Annotated in this window: 12 protein-coding genes; 6 read left to right on the top strand and 6 right to left on the bottom strand. The window is 56.1% G+C overall.

Annotation, left to right across the window (positions count from 1 at the left end; translation table 11 throughout):
• Positions 1-973: 973 nt before the first annotated feature.
• Both P1X16_RS14395 and P1X16_RS14390 read left to right on the top strand, forming a co-directional pair.
• Positions 974-1,612, top strand: coding sequence for an HAD family hydrolase (locus tag P1X16_RS14395; RefSeq protein ID WP_277230222.1), 639 nt, complete (start codon positions 974-976; stop codon positions 1,610-1,612).
• Between the two features lie 41 nt (positions 1,613-1,653).
• Positions 1,654-2,418, top strand: coding sequence for a creatininase family protein (locus tag P1X16_RS14390; RefSeq protein WP_277230219.1), 765 nt, complete (start codon positions 1,654-1,656; stop codon positions 2,416-2,418).
• 15 nt (positions 2,419-2,433) lie between these two features.
• Here the strand turns inward: P1X16_RS14390 and P1X16_RS14385 are convergent, their stop codons facing one another.
• On the bottom strand, positions 2,434-2,874 hold the full coding sequence (locus P1X16_RS14385) for a hypothetical protein (protein WP_277230216.1): 441 nt from the start codon (positions 2,872-2,874) through the stop codon (positions 2,434-2,436).
• 277 nt (positions 2,875-3,151) lie between these two features.
• Complete coding sequence (locus P1X16_RS14380) at positions 3,152-3,574, bottom strand: hypothetical protein (RefSeq protein ID WP_277230213.1); 423 nt, start codon at positions 3,572-3,574, stop codon at positions 3,152-3,154.
• A 285-nt stretch (positions 3,575-3,859) separates the two neighbouring features.
• On the opposite strand from P1X16_RS14380, the gene P1X16_RS14375 reads away from it, so the two are divergent.
• The gene (locus tag P1X16_RS14375; protein WP_277230212.1) at positions 3,860-4,207 is read left to right on the top strand and encodes a hypothetical protein; all 348 of its coding nucleotides are present in this window, start codon (positions 3,860-3,862) and stop codon (positions 4,205-4,207) included.
• 80 nt (positions 4,208-4,287) lie between these two features.
• Here the strand turns inward: P1X16_RS14375 and P1X16_RS14370 are convergent, their stop codons facing one another.
• On the bottom strand, positions 4,288-5,742 hold the full coding sequence (locus P1X16_RS14370) for a M56 family metallopeptidase (protein WP_277230209.1): 1,455 nt from the start codon (positions 5,740-5,742) through the stop codon (positions 4,288-4,290).
• Entirely contained in the window at positions 5,739-6,107 is a 369-nt protein-coding gene (locus tag P1X16_RS14365; RefSeq protein ID WP_277230207.1) for a BlaI/MecI/CopY family transcriptional regulator, read from the bottom strand. The genes P1X16_RS14370 and P1X16_RS14365 overlap by 4 nt, the downstream gene beginning before the upstream one ends.
• A gap of 202 nt (positions 6,108-6,309) precedes the next feature.
• Here P1X16_RS14365 and pta point away from each other — a divergent pair, with 202 nt between their 5' ends.
• Together pta and P1X16_RS14355 are read left to right on the top strand one after the other, a co-directional pair.
• Positions 6,310-8,400 carry a phosphate acetyltransferase gene (gene pta, locus P1X16_RS14360; protein ID WP_277230204.1) on the top strand — a complete coding sequence of 697 codons (2,091 nt, stop codon included), beginning with the start codon at positions 6,310-6,312 and terminating at the stop codon, positions 8,398-8,400.
• Positions 8,401-8,651: 251 nt separating this feature from the next.
• Positions 8,652-9,854, top strand: coding sequence for an acetate kinase (locus P1X16_RS14355; RefSeq protein WP_277230202.1), 1,203 nt, complete (start codon positions 8,652-8,654; stop codon positions 9,852-9,854).
• A gap of 286 nt (positions 9,855-10,140) precedes the next feature.
• On the opposite strand, the gene P1X16_RS14350 is transcribed toward P1X16_RS14355, so the two are convergent.
• Positions 10,141-12,243, bottom strand: a complete 2,103-nt coding sequence (locus P1X16_RS14350) for a M13 family metallopeptidase (RefSeq protein ID WP_277230199.1) — start codon at positions 12,241-12,243, stop codon at positions 10,141-10,143.
• A gap of 204 nt (positions 12,244-12,447) precedes the next feature.
• Complete coding sequence (locus tag P1X16_RS14345) at positions 12,448-14,574, bottom strand: M13 family metallopeptidase (protein ID WP_277230197.1); 2,127 nt, start codon at positions 14,572-14,574, stop codon at positions 12,448-12,450.
• A gap of 242 nt (positions 14,575-14,816) precedes the next feature.
• On the opposite strand from P1X16_RS14345, the gene P1X16_RS14340 reads away from it, so the two are divergent.
• Entirely contained in the window at positions 14,817-16,916 is a 2,100-nt protein-coding gene (locus P1X16_RS14340) for a beta-galactosidase (RefSeq protein WP_277230193.1), read from the top strand.
• The last annotated feature ends 104 nt before the right edge of the window (positions 16,917-17,020 follow it).

Below are 17,020 nucleotides of genomic sequence, written 5' to 3'. Positions count from 1 at the left end.
TGACAATCAACACTATATAATTTGCTGCTATTCTCACTTGGCACCTCTCCTGATTTAGGAAATCAAATGCCAAGCGAATCAATTTTGGAATAGGAGATTGAGCAATTTCACTGCTCCATTTGATATGGTATTAACACAGAGGTAAAGCTGAAACCCCTAAAAACACATCAGCCGCACTTGCTTTTTCAAGACAAATACGGCTGATGTTTTAGGCAGGATAGCAGGCTTTTGCCTGTCTGAGAAGCAATTAGTTTTTCGGCATTACACCTTTAGGTTCGTCTACCGAAATTACGCCTTTCCGTGGTGCTGGCTTAGCAACGCGGTTGCGGCGAGCTTTACGGCGAGCTGCTCGACGACGGAAGAAACCTAAGCGTTTGCGTCTGGTGCGGCTGTTGCCCCGGTAGCGCTTGTAGTTGGGGCGTGGCACTTTGGGGTAAGCGCTACTTTCCGTCTCGGTAGCAGCACTACTTGCCTCCCTCGCTTGACTAGGCTCTACATCCAACAAAAGGAAAAGAGCACAAAAAAACAGTAAGACTATTTTGTACATAAGCAATTTATAAGAAGATTTTTACCACTTTACTAGTTCACACGCAAGGCCGCATCATCCAAAGTCTCCTGCTTTCGAGAGCAAATTACTGATTATCATAAAGAAAAAGTATAAAATATTTCGATACAGCCGAAATAATACTGGATATCACATAAACATTTTTCGTTTGCTGTTGCAACTAGCATGCCATTCAAGAAATGTTCATGCCTTTTGCACTTCATGTTAGCTGAGGCCTGAACCCACTAGCTATTTCTTTCTGGCTCGATTAACGGCCTTCTTCAACCTCGTTTGCGAGTTAAGTTCATCTATTGGCAGACAATACCGCCTGCGCCAATTAAGCTTTTGTTGAAACAAAGCCAACTTGATGGCGTTCGTATGGCCGGGCGCAGCTAGCAAGCGCGCTATTTGGCATCAACAGTTTTCTTTATGACGCAGCGCTTTGATAGTGTGATTTTTGATCTTGATGGCACTCTTTGGAACGCCACAGAATCGGTGACTAAAGGTTTTCAAGCCGCCAGAAAGAGCGTCGATTACATAGAAAACGATATTACCGTAGCGGATGTACAGGCCGTAACAGGTCAGCCTTTTGAAATGGTGTACGACCGGCTTTTCCCGACTTTGCCAGTTGAGCGGCGGCAGGAGTTTAAAGCCCTTTGTGCTAAGCACGAACTAGGTGGGGTCGAGCAATACGGTGGTGATCTGTATACGGGCCTAGAAGACGCACTGCGCTACCTTACCCACAAAGGCTACCGGCTCTTCATTGTCAGCAATTGCCAACGGGGCTACATCGAGGCGTTCTTTCAGCACAGTCAGCTAGCACAGTATTTTGAAGGGCATCAGTGCTTCGGCACCAAAAGCCTGCCTAAGTTCCAGAACATACTAGAGGTTATTGAGCAGTACCAACTGCAGGCACCCGTGTACGTCGGCGACACCCGCAGCGACTTCGAGGCCAGCCAGAAGAGTGGTATTCCATTCATCTTTGCTACGTATGGCTTCGGGGAAGTACCAGCAGATGAGGCCCCCATGCGCATCGACTCGTTGGCTGATTTACAGAAATTACTGTAGTTGCGGGCGTCTTCCGTACTTCCTTTCTATTTCGCTACGCCATGGCAGCACGTCCTTATATTCTAGCTGAAACCAACTGGCAGCTTGTCAAAGACACTGGTTTTGACGTTGTGGTCTTGCCTTGGGGCGCAACAGAGGCGCATAACTACCACCTCCCCTACGCCACCGACAACTATCAGTGCGACTATGTAGCCGCTGAAGCGGCGCGCGTAGCGTGGGAGCAGGGAGCCAAGGTGGTTGTGCTGCCCACTATCCCGTTTGGCGTCAACACCGGTCAGTTGGATATCACGCTCGACATGAACCTGAATCCGAGCACGCAGCTGGCTATCCTGCGCGACTTAGTGCAGGTGTTGGCCCGGCAGGGCATTCCGAAGCTGGTGGTGCTCAACGGCCACGGCGGCAACGATTTCCGGCAGATTTTACGAGAACTGCAAGCAGAATTCCCGAGTGTGTTTCTCTGCACCCTGAACTGGTTTAAAGCAGCAGACCGCAGTCAGTTTTTCAGTGCTTCCGGCGACCACGCCGACGAGTTAGAAACCAGCGCCATGCTGCACATTGCCCCCGACCTAGTACGTCCGCTGGCGGAAGCCGGCAATGGCGCTGCCCGGCAGTTCCGCATCAAGGCGCTACGGGAATGGGCTTGGGCCCAACGGGAGTGGAGCAAAGTAACGGCCGACACCGGCGTAGGCGACCCAGCAGCAGCTACCGCCGAAAAAGGGGCTGCCTTTTTAGCTACTGTCACGGCCAACATTGGGCAATTTTTGGTGGAGCTAGCCGCCGCCGACCCACAGGATCTGTACGAGTAACCAGTACGCTGCACCCTATGCCACTTCCTGCACGGCGGGTCGGGCGCCCTGCGCCAACAGCCAATGCACAGCAGCGCCCTCATCCGTGAATTGACATAAAGAGCAATTATCGCCTTGATTACGAGGCAAGGGTGGCACGGGTGCGTCCTGGATGGGATAAAGCTGATAGGGCGCTGCTAAGAAAGCAAGGAAGACCACGTCGTGCATGTGCCGCCGTAATGTTGGGTAAAACACATCAGTAAGCCAGTGCACGTCACGGGCGTCCACTTCCAACCGTCGGCGTGAGTCAATTAGCCAGTAGCGACAGTCGCTGCAGTTGGCAGCGTAATGCAGGATGGATTGGTAGCCGGCCCGTAACTCGGGCGAAGAAACCGGACGCGTCCAACGGGCAGTTACGATGCCCAAATCGGAGCGGTAGTTCAGGTCTAAATAATCGAGAGGAGGAAAAGTAGCCATATGGAAACAGAACCGCCTAACGCGGAATGGGTGCCTCCCACTTACGCGTCAACGCCAGTTAACGTTCTGTTACAGACACATTTATATATAAATTCTAATTTATTGAAATGCTACAACTCGCTTCTTAACTGCTCGAATAGCGCGTATGCTTGAGCTTCATCCAGTATGTGGCCTCCTCGTGAAGCTCATCCGCACGCAGCACACAAGCCATTGATTAACAAACAGGTATCTAGCACCTTGTTTACTGACGGGTAACCCTTAGGCAAAGCAGTTTAACTCAGCGACTACGCTCCAGCTCCAGCCACGCTAAGGCTTCGCCTTCATTACCGAAAAACGCAATTACATACGGTTCATTCGCGTAAGCACTAGGCTCCTTATAGCCGGGCCCGTTCACGATGAGCTCCATAAGCATCGGGCTAGTAAGATAGGCTACTGCTAGGCGGCCTCTCAGTTGCTGAGCCATCTGTGGAAAATAGTCGCGTAGCAGCCACTGCGTGATTTGGGGGTCGTTGAGCGTACGGCTGCGAATATCCTGAAGCCACAGCCGACAGCCGCAGGCCAGCGCTTCTCGCGTGAGCAGCAAATACGCTTCAGGCAGTTCGGCTGGCTCTGGCTGATAGCCCCAACGTCCTACCAAGATGTCGAGGTCAGAACGGTGCGTTACGGAGAGAAGTACTTCGGGTAAAGCAGCAGAAGGCATAGTGCAAAGTAAACCGACAAGATAGCCAGACGAGAATATTTTTCCTTTACTTTTTTCGCCTTGCCCGCTGCTCTTTACAAGAAGTGCGCAACTGAGTCCAAAGAAATTTGGGCGCTGTAAACGAGTGAATTGCCTCATTGCCGCTTCCTGACCGGCATCTGCTTTCTTATTGGGAAGCCTATGGCACGGGTGGCGAGTGCAGTTGAGATGATAGTGCAGCCGCACCATGCAAGCCACTCGTTTGGACGCCGCCAGTTATTGGCTGGAATATGCGTAACTAGCAGAATGACAGAAAATTATTTGCAAAGCCTAGGCTTCGAGCCCTTTGCACGCGCCGAAGGAGGCAGCCGCGCTACTGCTGCCCATAGCACTGCCTGGCGCTACCGCCATGCTCACGCCGCACAAGATGGCACCCACCTCTATGCCGAGCACCCGCTGGGCGTAGCCCGTTGCCGCCTCAGCACCTTGCCGGCCCCCCTCGACCAGCACGACGTCCTTCTCGACACCGGTCTTGACGACCGTGCTGCCCTCGAAACAGCTATCAGCGGTTTCTTCACTACCCACGGCGGCATCGGCACACTTATCGCGCCAGCATCCGCCAACGCCTACCGCCCCTACCGCCGCCAGGAGTAGAGTGTCTGTTCCATAACCACTCAATAAAACGCCGCCCCTTGATAAGTCAAGGGGCGGCGTTTTGCTTTAGGTGTTGAGACTTAGCACCCTTTCTTCGTGATACCCATCACGCCATTGTGGTCATAGAGTTGATTAAGCATTCCGGTCCCTGCAGCGCCAGTGGTAATCTCTATCACCCCATTGCGACCTCGGATGCCATATTGCTTCTCTATTGCACCGCTTCCTGTCATCATACTCATTGACTTAACGTCAGATCCAGATAATTGCCTGAACTCTGCTTCTGTAGCTTCTTTGCCGTTAATCAAAATCAAGAACTCTGACAGCTTCATAGTTGTACCAGCATCCTTTTTGGAGTTTTCAAAAAATTCCGCTGGAGATTCCGGGCCATGATCGGACATTCTCACAGATGTATTGAACAGCTTATTAAAGGCTTTTACCCCCGGTGAATTTGCATTGGCTTTGGTGGTGACTACAATAGCGCCTGCGGCGGCCGCCTCTCCAAATAGTTTAAGCGCCTGTTCGTCTTTTATAACACTTACTGCAGCAATAGCCTTGACATCTTGCTCTAACTGCTCCATAGCCTCTCTCGTAGATTTTTCACCATCTATAAAGTAGAGGGCATTTTGCATGGTGTTCTGCGTTGTTTTGGCAGCCGGCTGCACGGCATCTTCCTGATCGGCTTTCGAGCAACTGCCCAAAAGCAAGGCGGCAACCAATGGCGCGACGAGTACATAGCGGGCCATATGGACAGCGGAGGTTTTCTGACTGTTCATCATCTTAATGCGACTTTTGAGGGTGTGAAATGTGAACGGGGTAACAAGCGCCGGGCCCAACGCCAGGGTGCTAAGCCGCACCAAGCTGTATTGATACACTTTGCTATCTACCTGACCAGCGCGCAGAACTGCTTGGTCGGCAATAAATTCCAGGTTTTCCTGCACGGCCCGCAGCAGTAGCCACGCCGCCGGATTGAACCAGCAGAACACGCGTTGCACTTGGCCGAGCAACACATCAATGGTATGCCACTGCTGCACATGCACCTGCTCGTGTTGCAGGATGGCCGGCAACTCAGCGGCTTGGTGCTGCTGGGGGTTGACGTAAATGGTTCGCCAAAAAGAGAACGGCGTGACAGCCTCCGAAATCTGGCGGAAAAGCAGGCTCTCGGTGGGCGTTGAAGCACGGTGCAGCCGTCCCAACGACAGGCCCTGCACCAGCAGCCGCGCACCTAACGCTACCACACCAGCCCAGTACACAATCAATACCCAGCTATAGTAATCGGGGGAGTTGGCTGCGGTGGCAGCCGGGCTTTGCCAACTTGACTGCCAGACGATTAACTCGCTGCTTAGGTCCACGGGGCGGGGCCATAGGGCTGCTACATCTACTAGGGGGTAGAGCGCCGAGAACAGAATGGCACCGAGCAGGTACCAGCGGTTCAGGGTATGGAAAGTGAGGCGGCGCAGCAGCGCGTAGTACACGGCCACGAAGAGCAGCAACGCCCCGTTCACCTTCAGCAAATACACGAGCAGGTCCGGCATCATGGCTTAGGCTTTTGGTTTTCTATCATGTCGAGGATTTCCTTCAACTCTTCGGCGCTGATGTTCTGCTCCTGCGCGAAAAACGAGACCAGGTCTTTGTAGGAGTTGCGGAAGTAGTTGCCCACCAAAGACTGCATGGACTGTTTGCGGTACTCCTCGGCGGCAATAGCAGGCGTGAAGCGGTAGGTGTTACCGAGCTTTTCGCTGTGGAGGTAGTTTTTACGCTCTAGGTTGCGGATGGTGGAGGCCAAGGTGGTGTAAGGCGGCCGCGGTTCGGGCAGTTGCTCTAGCACCTCCTTGATAAAGCCGCCGTTGAGTTGCCACAACACCTGCATGGCTTCTTCTTCGGGTCCGGTGAGTCGTTCCATGGTTTCTACGATGTTTTCGTAATACTACGAATATTTCGTAGAAAAGGATTAAACTCTTTGAATTTATTTTACACACCACCTCGTCGTAGCGTTTGTTGACCGCCACAGCTGTTTGCTAGCGCCACGCCGGAACCCATCCGCAATCGACAATAGGCAGCCTGATGCGGTTGTTATCCGTAGGAAAGGCTATACCCAGATCCATATGACCAAGACTGTCTTTATTGCATCCGCTGAACCCCATAGCGGCAAGTCATTGATTGCGTTAGGCTTAGTGGATATGCTCCTCGGCAAGGCCCAGAAGATCGGCTACTTCAAGCCCATCATCAACGCCACGGAGAGCAAGAAGAAGGACGTGCACATCGACACAGTGCTCAGCTACTTCAACCTCCCGATAACCTACGAGGAAACCTACGCTTACACCCGGCCCCAGGCCATGCGCCTGATGGAAGCCGACCGCCAGGGCGACATCATTGATACCGTTATCCACAAGTTCAAGACGCAAGAAGACCGCTACGACTTCACGGTGGTAGAAGGCAGCGACTTTGTGGGCGAAGGCACGGCATTCGAATTCGACGCTAACCTTTCCATTGCCAAAAACCTCGGCGCGCCGGTTATCATGGTGATATCGGGAGCCGGCAAAACCACGGCGCAGTTAGTGAACACAGCCCTTACGGTGTGGCGCAACGTGGAAGCCCGCGAGGTGCAGATGCTCGCCCTGATTGCCAATAAAATAAACCCGGAGCAGGTGGAAGACGTGCGCGGCTTGCTACGCGCGCAGCTACCCGAGGAAATCATTCTGACGGTAATTCCGGCCGATAAAGACTTGCAAAACCCGTCGATGAAGGAGATTCAGGAGCAGTTGGGTGGCAAGCTCTTGTTTGGGGAGCAGCACCTAACCAACCAGGTCGACCACTTCATTACGGGGGCCATGCAGGTGCCCAATTTCCTGACCCGCATTGCCGAAAACGTGCTGATTGTAACGCCCGGCGACCGGGCCGACATCTTGCTGATTGCGCTGCAAGCCAATGCCTCGGCCAACTACCCGCGGGTGGCCGGACTGGTGCTCACGGGTGGCCTGGAGCCCGACCCGCCCATTCTGCGGCTCATCGAGGGTCTGCAAACGGTGGTACCTGTTCTGGCCGTGCAAACCGGTACCTTCCTGACTACCACCACCATCGGGGCCATTCAGTCGCGCATCACGCCCGACAACCCCAAGAAGATTCGGCTAGCCATCGACACGTTTAATCGGTACGTGGACGTGGCGGCGTTGCAGGAGCGCATTGTGACCTTCGAGCCGGAGGGCCTTACGCCGCACATGTTCCAATACCGGCTGCTGCAATGGGCCAAAAGCCAGCGCAAGCACATTGTACTACCCGAAGGCGACGACGACCGGATTCTGCGGGCGGCGGCCCGGCTGCTCAGCGAAGATGTAGTGGACCTGACCATCCTTGGTGACCCTACCGCTATTGCGGCCTCTGTGAAGCGCCTCGGCCTGAACCTGGATCTGAACCGCGTGCAGCTTATCGACCCAGCCCACGCCGAGCACTACGACAACTACGTGGAGACGCTCTATGAGCTGCGCAAAACCAAGAACGTGAACTACGACATGGCCCGCGACATGATGCGCGACGTGTCGTACTTCGGGAGCATGATGGTGTACAAGGGCCACGCCGACGGCATGGTGTCAGGGGCGGTGCACACCACGCAGCACACCATTCGGCCGGCCTTGCAATTCATCAAAACCAAGCCGGGCGTGTCGGTGGTGTCGTCGGTGTTCTTTATGTGCTTGCCCGACCGGGTGGCGGTGTTCGGCGACTGCGCCGTGAACCCCAACCCAACGGCCGAGCAGCTCGCTGAAATTGCGGCTTCGTCGGCGGAAAGCAGCCAGCGGTTTGGCATCGAACCGCGCATTGCCATGCTCTCGTACTCGTCGGGCACGTCGGGCGAAGGCGCTGACGTAGAGAAGGTTAGACAGGCCACACAAATCGTGAAGCAGAGCCACCCTGAACTCAAAGTGGAAGGCCCAATTCAGTACGATGCCGCTGTTGACCCCATGGTAGGCCGGCAGAAACTACCCGGTTCGGAAGTGGCCGGCCAAGCCAGTGTGCTCATCTTCCCCGACCTGAACACCGGCAACAATACCTACAAAGCCGTGCAGCGCGAAACTGGCGCACTGGCAATTGGCCCGGTCTTGCAAGGCCTCAACAAACCTGTCAACGACCTAAGCCGCGGCTGCACCGTGGAAGATATCTTCAACACCGTCATCATCACCGCTATTCAAAGCCAGGGCTAGACTGACGCCCAACAAAGACCGTCATGCCAAGCCGAAGCACTTCACATATTGGTTTGCCAAAGTAACTGTCTTGCTGAGCGCAGCCGAAGCATCTTGGCAGTGTGGTAAATCCTAACGCTTGCCCTACGATTCGAGCGAGATGCTTCGACAAGCTCAGCATGACAGTAGTATTACAACGTCAGCACACCCAATACTTTGGCCCACTCAAACAGGACAGCCACACAGTTGAATAGTAGTCTTACTCTCTCCTCATGAATCTACTCGTCCTCAATTCCGGTAGCAGTTCTATCAAGTATCAGTTCTTTCGGTGGCCTACGGAAACGCCGGCTTGCAGCGGCTTAGTGGAGCGCATCGGGCTCGACAATGCCGTGGTGACGCACAAGGTGCTGACCGGCGAGCAGGAAACCACTACCGTGCTGAGCGTGGAGCTACCCGACCACGAGGCGGGTTTGCGCGAAGTGGCCCGGCTACTGGCCGATCCGCAGCTTGGTGTGCTACAAGACCCCGGCGAGGTAGAAGCGGTGGGGCACCGCGTGGTACACGGCGGGGAGGAGTTTGCCGCTACGGTGCTTATCATCCCGGCCGTGAAAGAAGCTATCCGTCAATTGTTTCCGCTGGCCCCGCTGCACAATCCGGCCAACTACCGGGGCATAGAAGTAGCCGAGAAGACGTTTCCGCACGCTAAACAAGTGGCAGTGTTCGACACGGCGTTTCACCAGACCATGCCCGAGCAAGCCTACCGCTACGCCATCCCGACAGAGCTGTATGCCGAGCAAGGCATTCGGGTGTACGGGTTTCACGGCACCAGCCACAAGTACGTAACCGAACAAGCGGCGCAATACCTCGGCAGCCCCAATGCGCGCTTAGTAAGCGTGCACTTAGGCAACGGCTGTAGCATTACGGCCGTGCGCGGCGGCGAATCGGTGGATACGAGTATGGGCTTCGGGCCGCTGGCAGGCCTGGTAATGGGCACCCGCTCCGGCGACATCGACCCGTCGGTGGTGTTTCACCTTATCAGCCAACTAAGCTACACGCCCGAGCAAGTAAGCGCCCTGCTCAACAAGCAAAGCGGCATGCTAGCCCTCACCGGCCTGAGTGACATGCGCGACATAACCGCCGCCATAGAAGCTGGCGACGCCAACGCCCGCCTCGCTTACAACCTCTACGCCTACCGCATCAAGAAGTACATCGGTGCCTACGCCGCTGCTCTCAACGGCCTCGACGCCATCATCTTCACGGCCGGCGTCGGCGAAAACGATGCCCTTGTGCGCAAGCTAGTCTGCCAGAACATGGACTACTTAGGAGTCCGCCTTGACGAGGAGAAGAACGCTGAGCGGGCGAAAGGGCTCCGAGAAATCAGCCAGCACAACAGCCCCGTGAAAGTGCTGATAGTGCCTACGAATGAGGAGCTGGAAATTGCCCGCCAGTGCGTGGAGTTGCTGGAGGCTAGTTGAGTGATTTACTGTCTTAATCCAGTCGAGAAAATCAGTCAGCCTCACTGCTAAAGACCTCCGGGAAAGCTGTTCCTATACTCTGTCATCCTGAGCTTGCGAAGGACCTTATTACGTCAGCGCAGGTCAAGTTCTAGCAACTTGTTCAAGTGTTATAAGGTCCTTCGCAAGCTCAGGATGACAGAGGTATGGAATTTATAGCTAGCTTCTTATCATACTAAAAAGGCGACCCGCGCAATGCAGGTCGCCTTTTTAGTAATTCAATAATCAGCAGTTCAGAAATCAGCTTCTACCAAATCTTGGCCCGCTGGTTTTCAGCGCGGACCATCTTGGCGTCTTCCTTGCAGCCGAAGGCTTCGTAGAACTCGGGCATGTTCATGAGCGGGCCGTTGGTACGGTACTGCGAGGGAGAGTGAGGGTCGGTTAGCACTTGCTGGCGCAGCGCCTCAGGACGGGCGCTAGTGCGCCAGATCTGCGCCCAACCGAGGAAGAAGCGCTGCTCGGGCTTGAGGCCGTCGTAGTTAGGGCGCGGGCCAGTGCCGTACTTTTTGGTGAGCTGCTTTTGCAGCGCCGAGTAAGCCAGGGCCAAACCACCGAAGTCGGCCAGGTTTTCACCCATGGTCAGCTTCCCGTTTACAAACACCGAATCAAGCGGCTGGAATGCGGAATACTGGGCCCCGACCATGTCGGCGCGCTTCGTGAACTCCGTGGCATCTTCCTTGGTCCACCAGTCGCGCAAGTTGCCTTCGGCGTCCGACTGCCGGCCTTGGTCGTCGAAGCCGTGGGTGATTTCGTGGCCAATTACGGCACCCATGCCGCCGTAGTTCACGGCATCGTCGGCCTTAGGGTCGAAGAACGGGGGCTGCATGATACCCGCCGGGAACACAATTTCGTTGAGCGAAGAGTTGTAGTAGGCGTTTACTGTGGGCGGCGTCATGCCCCACACCGTCCGGTCGACGGGCTTGCCGTAGCGGCTTAGCCGGTCGTTAGACTCCCATTCCCGCGCTGCAATTACGTTTTTCAGGTACGATTCGCGCGTGATAGTCAGTGCCGAATAGTCTTTCCACTTGTCGGGATACCCGATTTTGACGTTGAACGAATTCAGCTTTTTAAGGGCTTCTTTCTTGGTAACGTCACTCATCCAGGAAAGCTGCTGGATATGCTCCCCCATGGCTTCCTTGATATTGCCCACCATCTCCAGGGCTTTGGCCTTGGTTTCGGGGGTAAAAGCTTTTTCCACGTACAGTTGGCCGAAGGCTTCGCCCAACGCCGCATCAGTAGCCAGGTTCATGCGCTTCCAGCGGGGCTGCTGCTGCTTGGCGCCGCTCAGCACCTGCGTGAAACGAAACTCCTCATCGACGTAGGCCTTCGGTAGGGCCGACGCCATGGAGCCAACGAGGTGGGCACGCAGGTAAGTCTTCCAATCGGCAATGGGCTCTTGCTTGAGCGCGGCGTTAGCTTCCTTGAAGAAATCAGGCTGGCCCACAATCACTTCCTTGGCCGACGCCAGTCCCAGCTGCGGAAGCATGGCCGTAAGACCGAGGTTAGGGAACTGCGTATTGGCCTCCGCCACGGTCATTTTGTTGTAGTTGGCGTACGGGTCGCGGAGGGCAACCCGTTCTTTGCTGGCTTTCGCCAGCCGAGTTTCTAGGCGTACTACCGTTTCGGCGCCTTTCTTGGCCGTGGCCTCGTTGTCGCCGAGCAGCTTGAAGAGGTTGGTCAGGTAGGTGACGTAGGCCGCCCGAACGGCCTTAGAGCGGGCGTCATCCTTGAGGTAATAGTCCCGGTCGGGCATGGTGATGCCGCCTTGCGAGATGTAGAGTGCGTACTCCGTGCTCTTCTTGCGGTCTTGGTTGACGCCCAAGCCAAACACCGAGCGAGTTTGCAGCTTTTGCTGGCGCACCAAGGCGTTTTGCAAGCTTTTCAAATCTTTCACGGCCTGAATACGAGCCAGCTCGGGCTGCAAGTATTTCAAACCAGCCTTTTCAATGGCTACCGAGTCCATGGCGGACGCATAGAAGTCGCCGACCTTTTGGACGTTGGAGCCTTTAGGGGCTGACGTGTTGGCCGCGGCTTCTTGCAGAATGCTGCGCAGGGCGGCGTTGTTCTGGTCGCGGAGGATGTTGAACGAGCCCCACGACGTTTGGGCAGCCGGAATAGGCGTGTTCTTCAACCACGTGCCGCCTGCATAATGGAAAAAGTCGTCGCAGGGAGAAACCGATAGGTCCCGACCGGCTAGGTCGAGCCCAACCCCGGGCACGGCGGGTGCGGCGGCAGCGGTTTCGGTGGTGGCGGTGGCAGAGGCCGGCGCAGCATCAGCGCGGTCTGGAGCGGTAGTGGAGGTGGAAGAGGCGCAACCAGCTAATGCAAAGCCAGCGGCTGTGCCGAGCATGAGAAGTAAGTTTCTGTTCGAAATCATAGAGTGGAAAAAGGGTTTGGGAATTTGTTACTGTTACTAGGGAGCTGCCCCTCTTGCTGTAGCGTTTGCTGGCAAGAGGTTTCACTAGATCAAAATTAAGCTGGGTTAGGTTCCTTCTTTAGATGACAGGCATCCTGCGCAAGTATCTGTAAAACCACAGCTTACAAGTAGAATCATCTACCAAATCTTGGCCCGGTCGCTTTCTGTGCGGACCATCTTCTGGCCTTCTTTGCAGCCAAAGGCTTCGTAGAACTGGGGCATGTTCATGAGTGGCCCAATGGTGCGGTACTGGCCGGGCGAGTGCGGGTCGGTGAGGATTTGCTGGCGCAGGGCTTCGGGCCGAATGTTCTGGCGGCGCAGCTGGGCCCAGCTCAAAAAGAAGCGCTGCTCGGGTGTAAAACCGTCGATGACGGGGCGGGGCTTGTCGCCGTACTGTTTCTGGAGCTGCTTCTGGAGCGCGCCGTACACGATGGTGAGGCCCGCGAAGTCGGCCAGGTTTTCGCCCATCGTGAGCTTACCGTTGACGTGGACGGAGTCGAGGGGCGAGAAGGCATCATACTGGCGGCCCACCACGGCGGCACGCTTCGTGAATTCGGTGGCGTCGGTAGGCGTCCACCAGTCGCGGAGGTTGCCTTGCGAATCGTATTGGCGGCCTTGGTCGTCGAAGCCGTGCGTCATTTCGTGGCCCATCACGCCGCCAATGGCACCGTAGTTCACGGCGTCGTCGGCATTGGGGTCGAAGAACGGGGGTTGCAAGTAGCCAGCCGGAAACACGATTTCGTTCATCGGCGGGCTGTAGTAGGCATTGATGGTGGGCGGCGTCATGCTCCACTCGTTGCGGTCAATGGGGCCGCCGTACTTCTTCACGTTTTGGGTGTAGTTCCACTGCCGGGCCGCCAACACGTTTTTCAGGTACGATTCACGCGAAATGGTGAGTGCCGAATAGTCTTTCCACACATCAGGGTAACCGATTTTTACGCGCAGGGCGTTCAGCTTTTTTAGGGCTTCCGCTTTGGTGGCGTCGCTCATCCAGGTGTTGGTTTGGATGTGCTCGGTCATGGAGGCCCGAACGTTGGCTACCATTTCCAGTGCCTTCTGCTTGGCCGCTGGCGGAAACGCCTTGTCTACGTAGAGTTGCCCGAACGCCTCGCCGAGCGTAGCATCAGTGGCGGCCAGCATGCGCTTCCAACGCACCGGCTGCTGCTTGGTGCCGCTTTGTACCTGCTGGAACCGGAACGCTTCGTCGCTGTAGGCCTTGGGCAGTGCCGACGGCACCGAGCTAACCAGTTGCCAGGTTAGGTAGGTTTTGCTGTCAGCCAGCGGCGTGGCTTTCATCACGGTGCTTAGTTCTTGGAAGAAGGCCGGCTGCCCTACAATTACTTCCTTGGCCGCGCCTAACCCGTTGGCCGCCAGCAACACCGACAGCCCCACGTTGGGATACTGGCGCTGGAAGTCGGCCACGGTCATCTTGTTGTAGTTGGCTTGCGGGTCGCGCAGTTCCACGCGGGTTTTGCTGGCTTCGGCCAACTTCTTTTCCAGCGCCAACACCGCTTGGGCTTTCTGCTTGGCGGTGGCCTCCGAGTCGCCCATCAACCGGAAGGTATTGGTCATGTAGGTGACGTAGGCCGTCCGGATGGCGGTGGAGCGGGCATCGTCCTTGAGGTAGTAGTCCCGGTCAGGCATGCCGAGGCCCCCCTGGTTGAGGTTGACGGCGTACACGGAGCTGTTCTTCCGGTCGGGGCTGACGCCGGCCCGGAAGAAGGCACCAGTCCCGAGCATCTGCTGGCGGGCCAAGCTGGCGTGCAGGCTCTTCTGGTCGTTGATGGCCGCAATGCGCTTCAGCTCTGGCTGCAAAAAGGTTAGGCCAGCCTTTTCTAAAGCTACTGAATCCATACCGGACGCATAGAAGTCACCGACCTTTTGGAGGTTGGAGCCCTTGGTAGCCGACGTGTTGGCCGCGGCTTCTTCCAGGATCTGACGCAGCAGGGCCTGAGTCCGGTCGCCGAGCAGGTTGCGGGGTCCCCAACTAGAGGCGTAGGACGGCACAGGGTTGGCCTTCAACCAATTGCCACCCGAATACTGAAAAAAATCGTCGCAGGGCGATACAGAGGAGTCGATGTCGGCGGGATTGATGCCAACTCCTTTTATAGAGGGAACAGCAGTTGCCGTAGCGGTGGTGGAAGTAGTGGCCGGGGCCGTGGATGCCGTGGGAGCCGTGGGAGCCGTGGTTTTGCCGGTGGCACAGCCCGCCAAGGCAATAACGGAGGCGGCCGTCAGGGTACGTAGGTAGTACTGGTTTCGCATCAAGAAGTGAATCGGTGGAGAAGAAGGGAGCGGCTTAAGAGGGCAGTTTGGCAGCAAGATAAAGCGTGCAGAAAACCTGTTCTTCATCTTGCCTTAACGGCAAGGACACACGGTAGGAGCGTAGCGTTGCGGCGCTAGTGCTATTTCAGGTGCTAATCTTTATTGGAAACAGATAAACATCTTTGTGCCAAGTAGGCAGTCGCGCTTCCTGCTCTCATTGCCATCCTCCTTACCCTACCCTTATGAACAAAGCTCTTCTCTTGCTACTGCTGTGGTGCGGTGTCGTGAGTTGCTTCGCCCAATCGGCGCAGTCGCCGCAACGCTTCTTCCCCAAGGAAAAGCTCACGCAGATTGGCGTGTACTACTACCCCGAGCACTGGGACGAAAGCCAGTGGGACCGGGACATCAAAAAGATAGCCGACTTGGGGTTCGAGTACATCCACGTGGGTGAATTTGCCTGGGCGTTTATGGAGCCCAAAGAAGGCAAATACGATTTTCGGTGGCTCGATAAGGTGGTGGACCTGGCCGACAAAAACAAGATGCGCGTCATCATGTGCACCCCCACGCCCACGCCCCCGGTCTGGCTCACGCAGAAGCACCCCGAGATATTTCAGCGCAACAGCGAAGGCCAAGCGGCTGAGCACGGCTCGCGCAACAACTACTCCACTTCCAGCGACATATACCGCAAGTACACCGAGCAAATTGTGACGGAGCTCGGCAAGCGCTACGGCAAAGACAAGCGCATCATGGGCTGGCAGCTCGACAACGAACCCGCCCGCGGCGTAGACTTTAGTCCGGCCGCCCAACAGAAATTTCGGGAGTGGCTCAAGAAAAAGTACGGCACCATTGAGGCACTGAACAAAGCGTGGGGCGCGGCCTTCTGGAGCGTGATGTACAACGACTTCGACCAAATCAACATCCCGAACCAGCGCCTACTCTACGGCCCGAGCCCCCACGCGGTGCTGGATTCCAAGCGCTTCGTAGCCGACCAGATGGCGGGCTTCCTGGACTTCCAGGCGGCTACGCTACGCAAGCACCTGTCGCCGGATCAGTGGATTATGACCAACTACATGGTGATGGAAAACGCGCCCGGCTTCGACCCCACCCGCACCAAGAACTTGGACTTCACCTGCTACACCAAGTACCCCGTGCACGGCGCCGACGAAATGCTTGGCGACAAAGGGTTTCGGGTCGGCTCGATGTCGGGCTTAGCCTTTCTCAACGACTACCACCACGCCCTCAACAAAGGGGTATTTGGGGTGATGGAATTGCAGCCAGGCCAAGTGAACTGGGGCGCCATCAACCCGCAGCCCGAGCCGGGTTCGGTGCGCATGTGGCTGTGGCACACCTTTGCCGGCGGCACCGCCCTCAACTGCACCTACCGCTTCCGCCAGCCCCTCTACGGCTCCGAGATGTACCACTACGGCATTGTGGGTTCCGACGGCGTGACGACTACACCCGGCGGGCTGGAATTTGCCAAGTACATCACGGAAGTGAAAGCGCTGCGCAAGCAGTACAAGCCCGCCGCTACCCCACCCGCCGAGTTTACTACCCGACGCACGGCCATTCTGACCAGCATGGACAACCTCTGGGACCAGGATATCCAGAAGCAAACCACGCAGTGGGACCCGTTCGGGCACCAGATGAAGTACTTCCTAGCCGCCAAAGCCCTCGGCGCACCCGTTGATTTCGTGTCGGAGCAGATGGATTGGAGTGCTTATAAAATGCTGGTGGTGCCGGCGTATCAGTTGGTTGATGAAGCCCTGATTGCCAAGCTGCAAGCCTACGCCAACAACGGCGGCCAACTGGTAGTAACGTGCCGCACCGGCCAGAAAGACCGGGACAGCCACCTGTGGCAGGCCACCTGGGCGGCCCCCATCTACAAGCTAATCGGGGCCCAAGTACAATTCTTTGATATGATGATGCCCGACACCGACGGGCAAGTGAGCTTCGCGGGCAAAAACTACCGCTGGAACAATTGGGGCGACGTACTCAAGCCCCTGGCGGGCACCCAAACCCTGGGTACCTACGCCAACCAGTACTACGCCGGTCAAGCGGCCGTCACGCAGGTTAAGCAAGGCAAAGGCACCGTCACCTACATCGGCGTCGATACCGATGGTGGGGAGCTGGAAAAGAATGTTCTGCGCTCGGTGTACCAGCAAGCTGGTATCAAGACGGCCGACTACCCGGCTGGTGTAAACGTGGAGTATCGCGACGGTTTCTGGGTGGCTGTCAACTATTCCTCGAAGCCGTATACGCTGCCCCTGCCGGCTAGCAGCAAAATCGTGATAGGCGAGAAAGTATTGCCTTGCCCCGGCGTCACAGTCTGGACCGACAAGTAGATGCACACCGGCCCTCTGTAAGCACCGGGCATATAACAGTAGCGCCCTACAGTGAATCACGCTAAGCAGAAGGCATGACCATCGTAGGGCGCTACTGCGTTACT

This window comes from Hymenobacter sp. YC55 (genome assembly GCF_029433095.1).
Lineage (GTDB): Bacteria > Bacteroidota > Bacteroidia > Cytophagales > Hymenobacteraceae > Hymenobacter.
The sequence above is the reverse complement of the archived record's forward strand: the minus strand, read 5'-3'. Positions and strand labels throughout refer to the sequence as shown.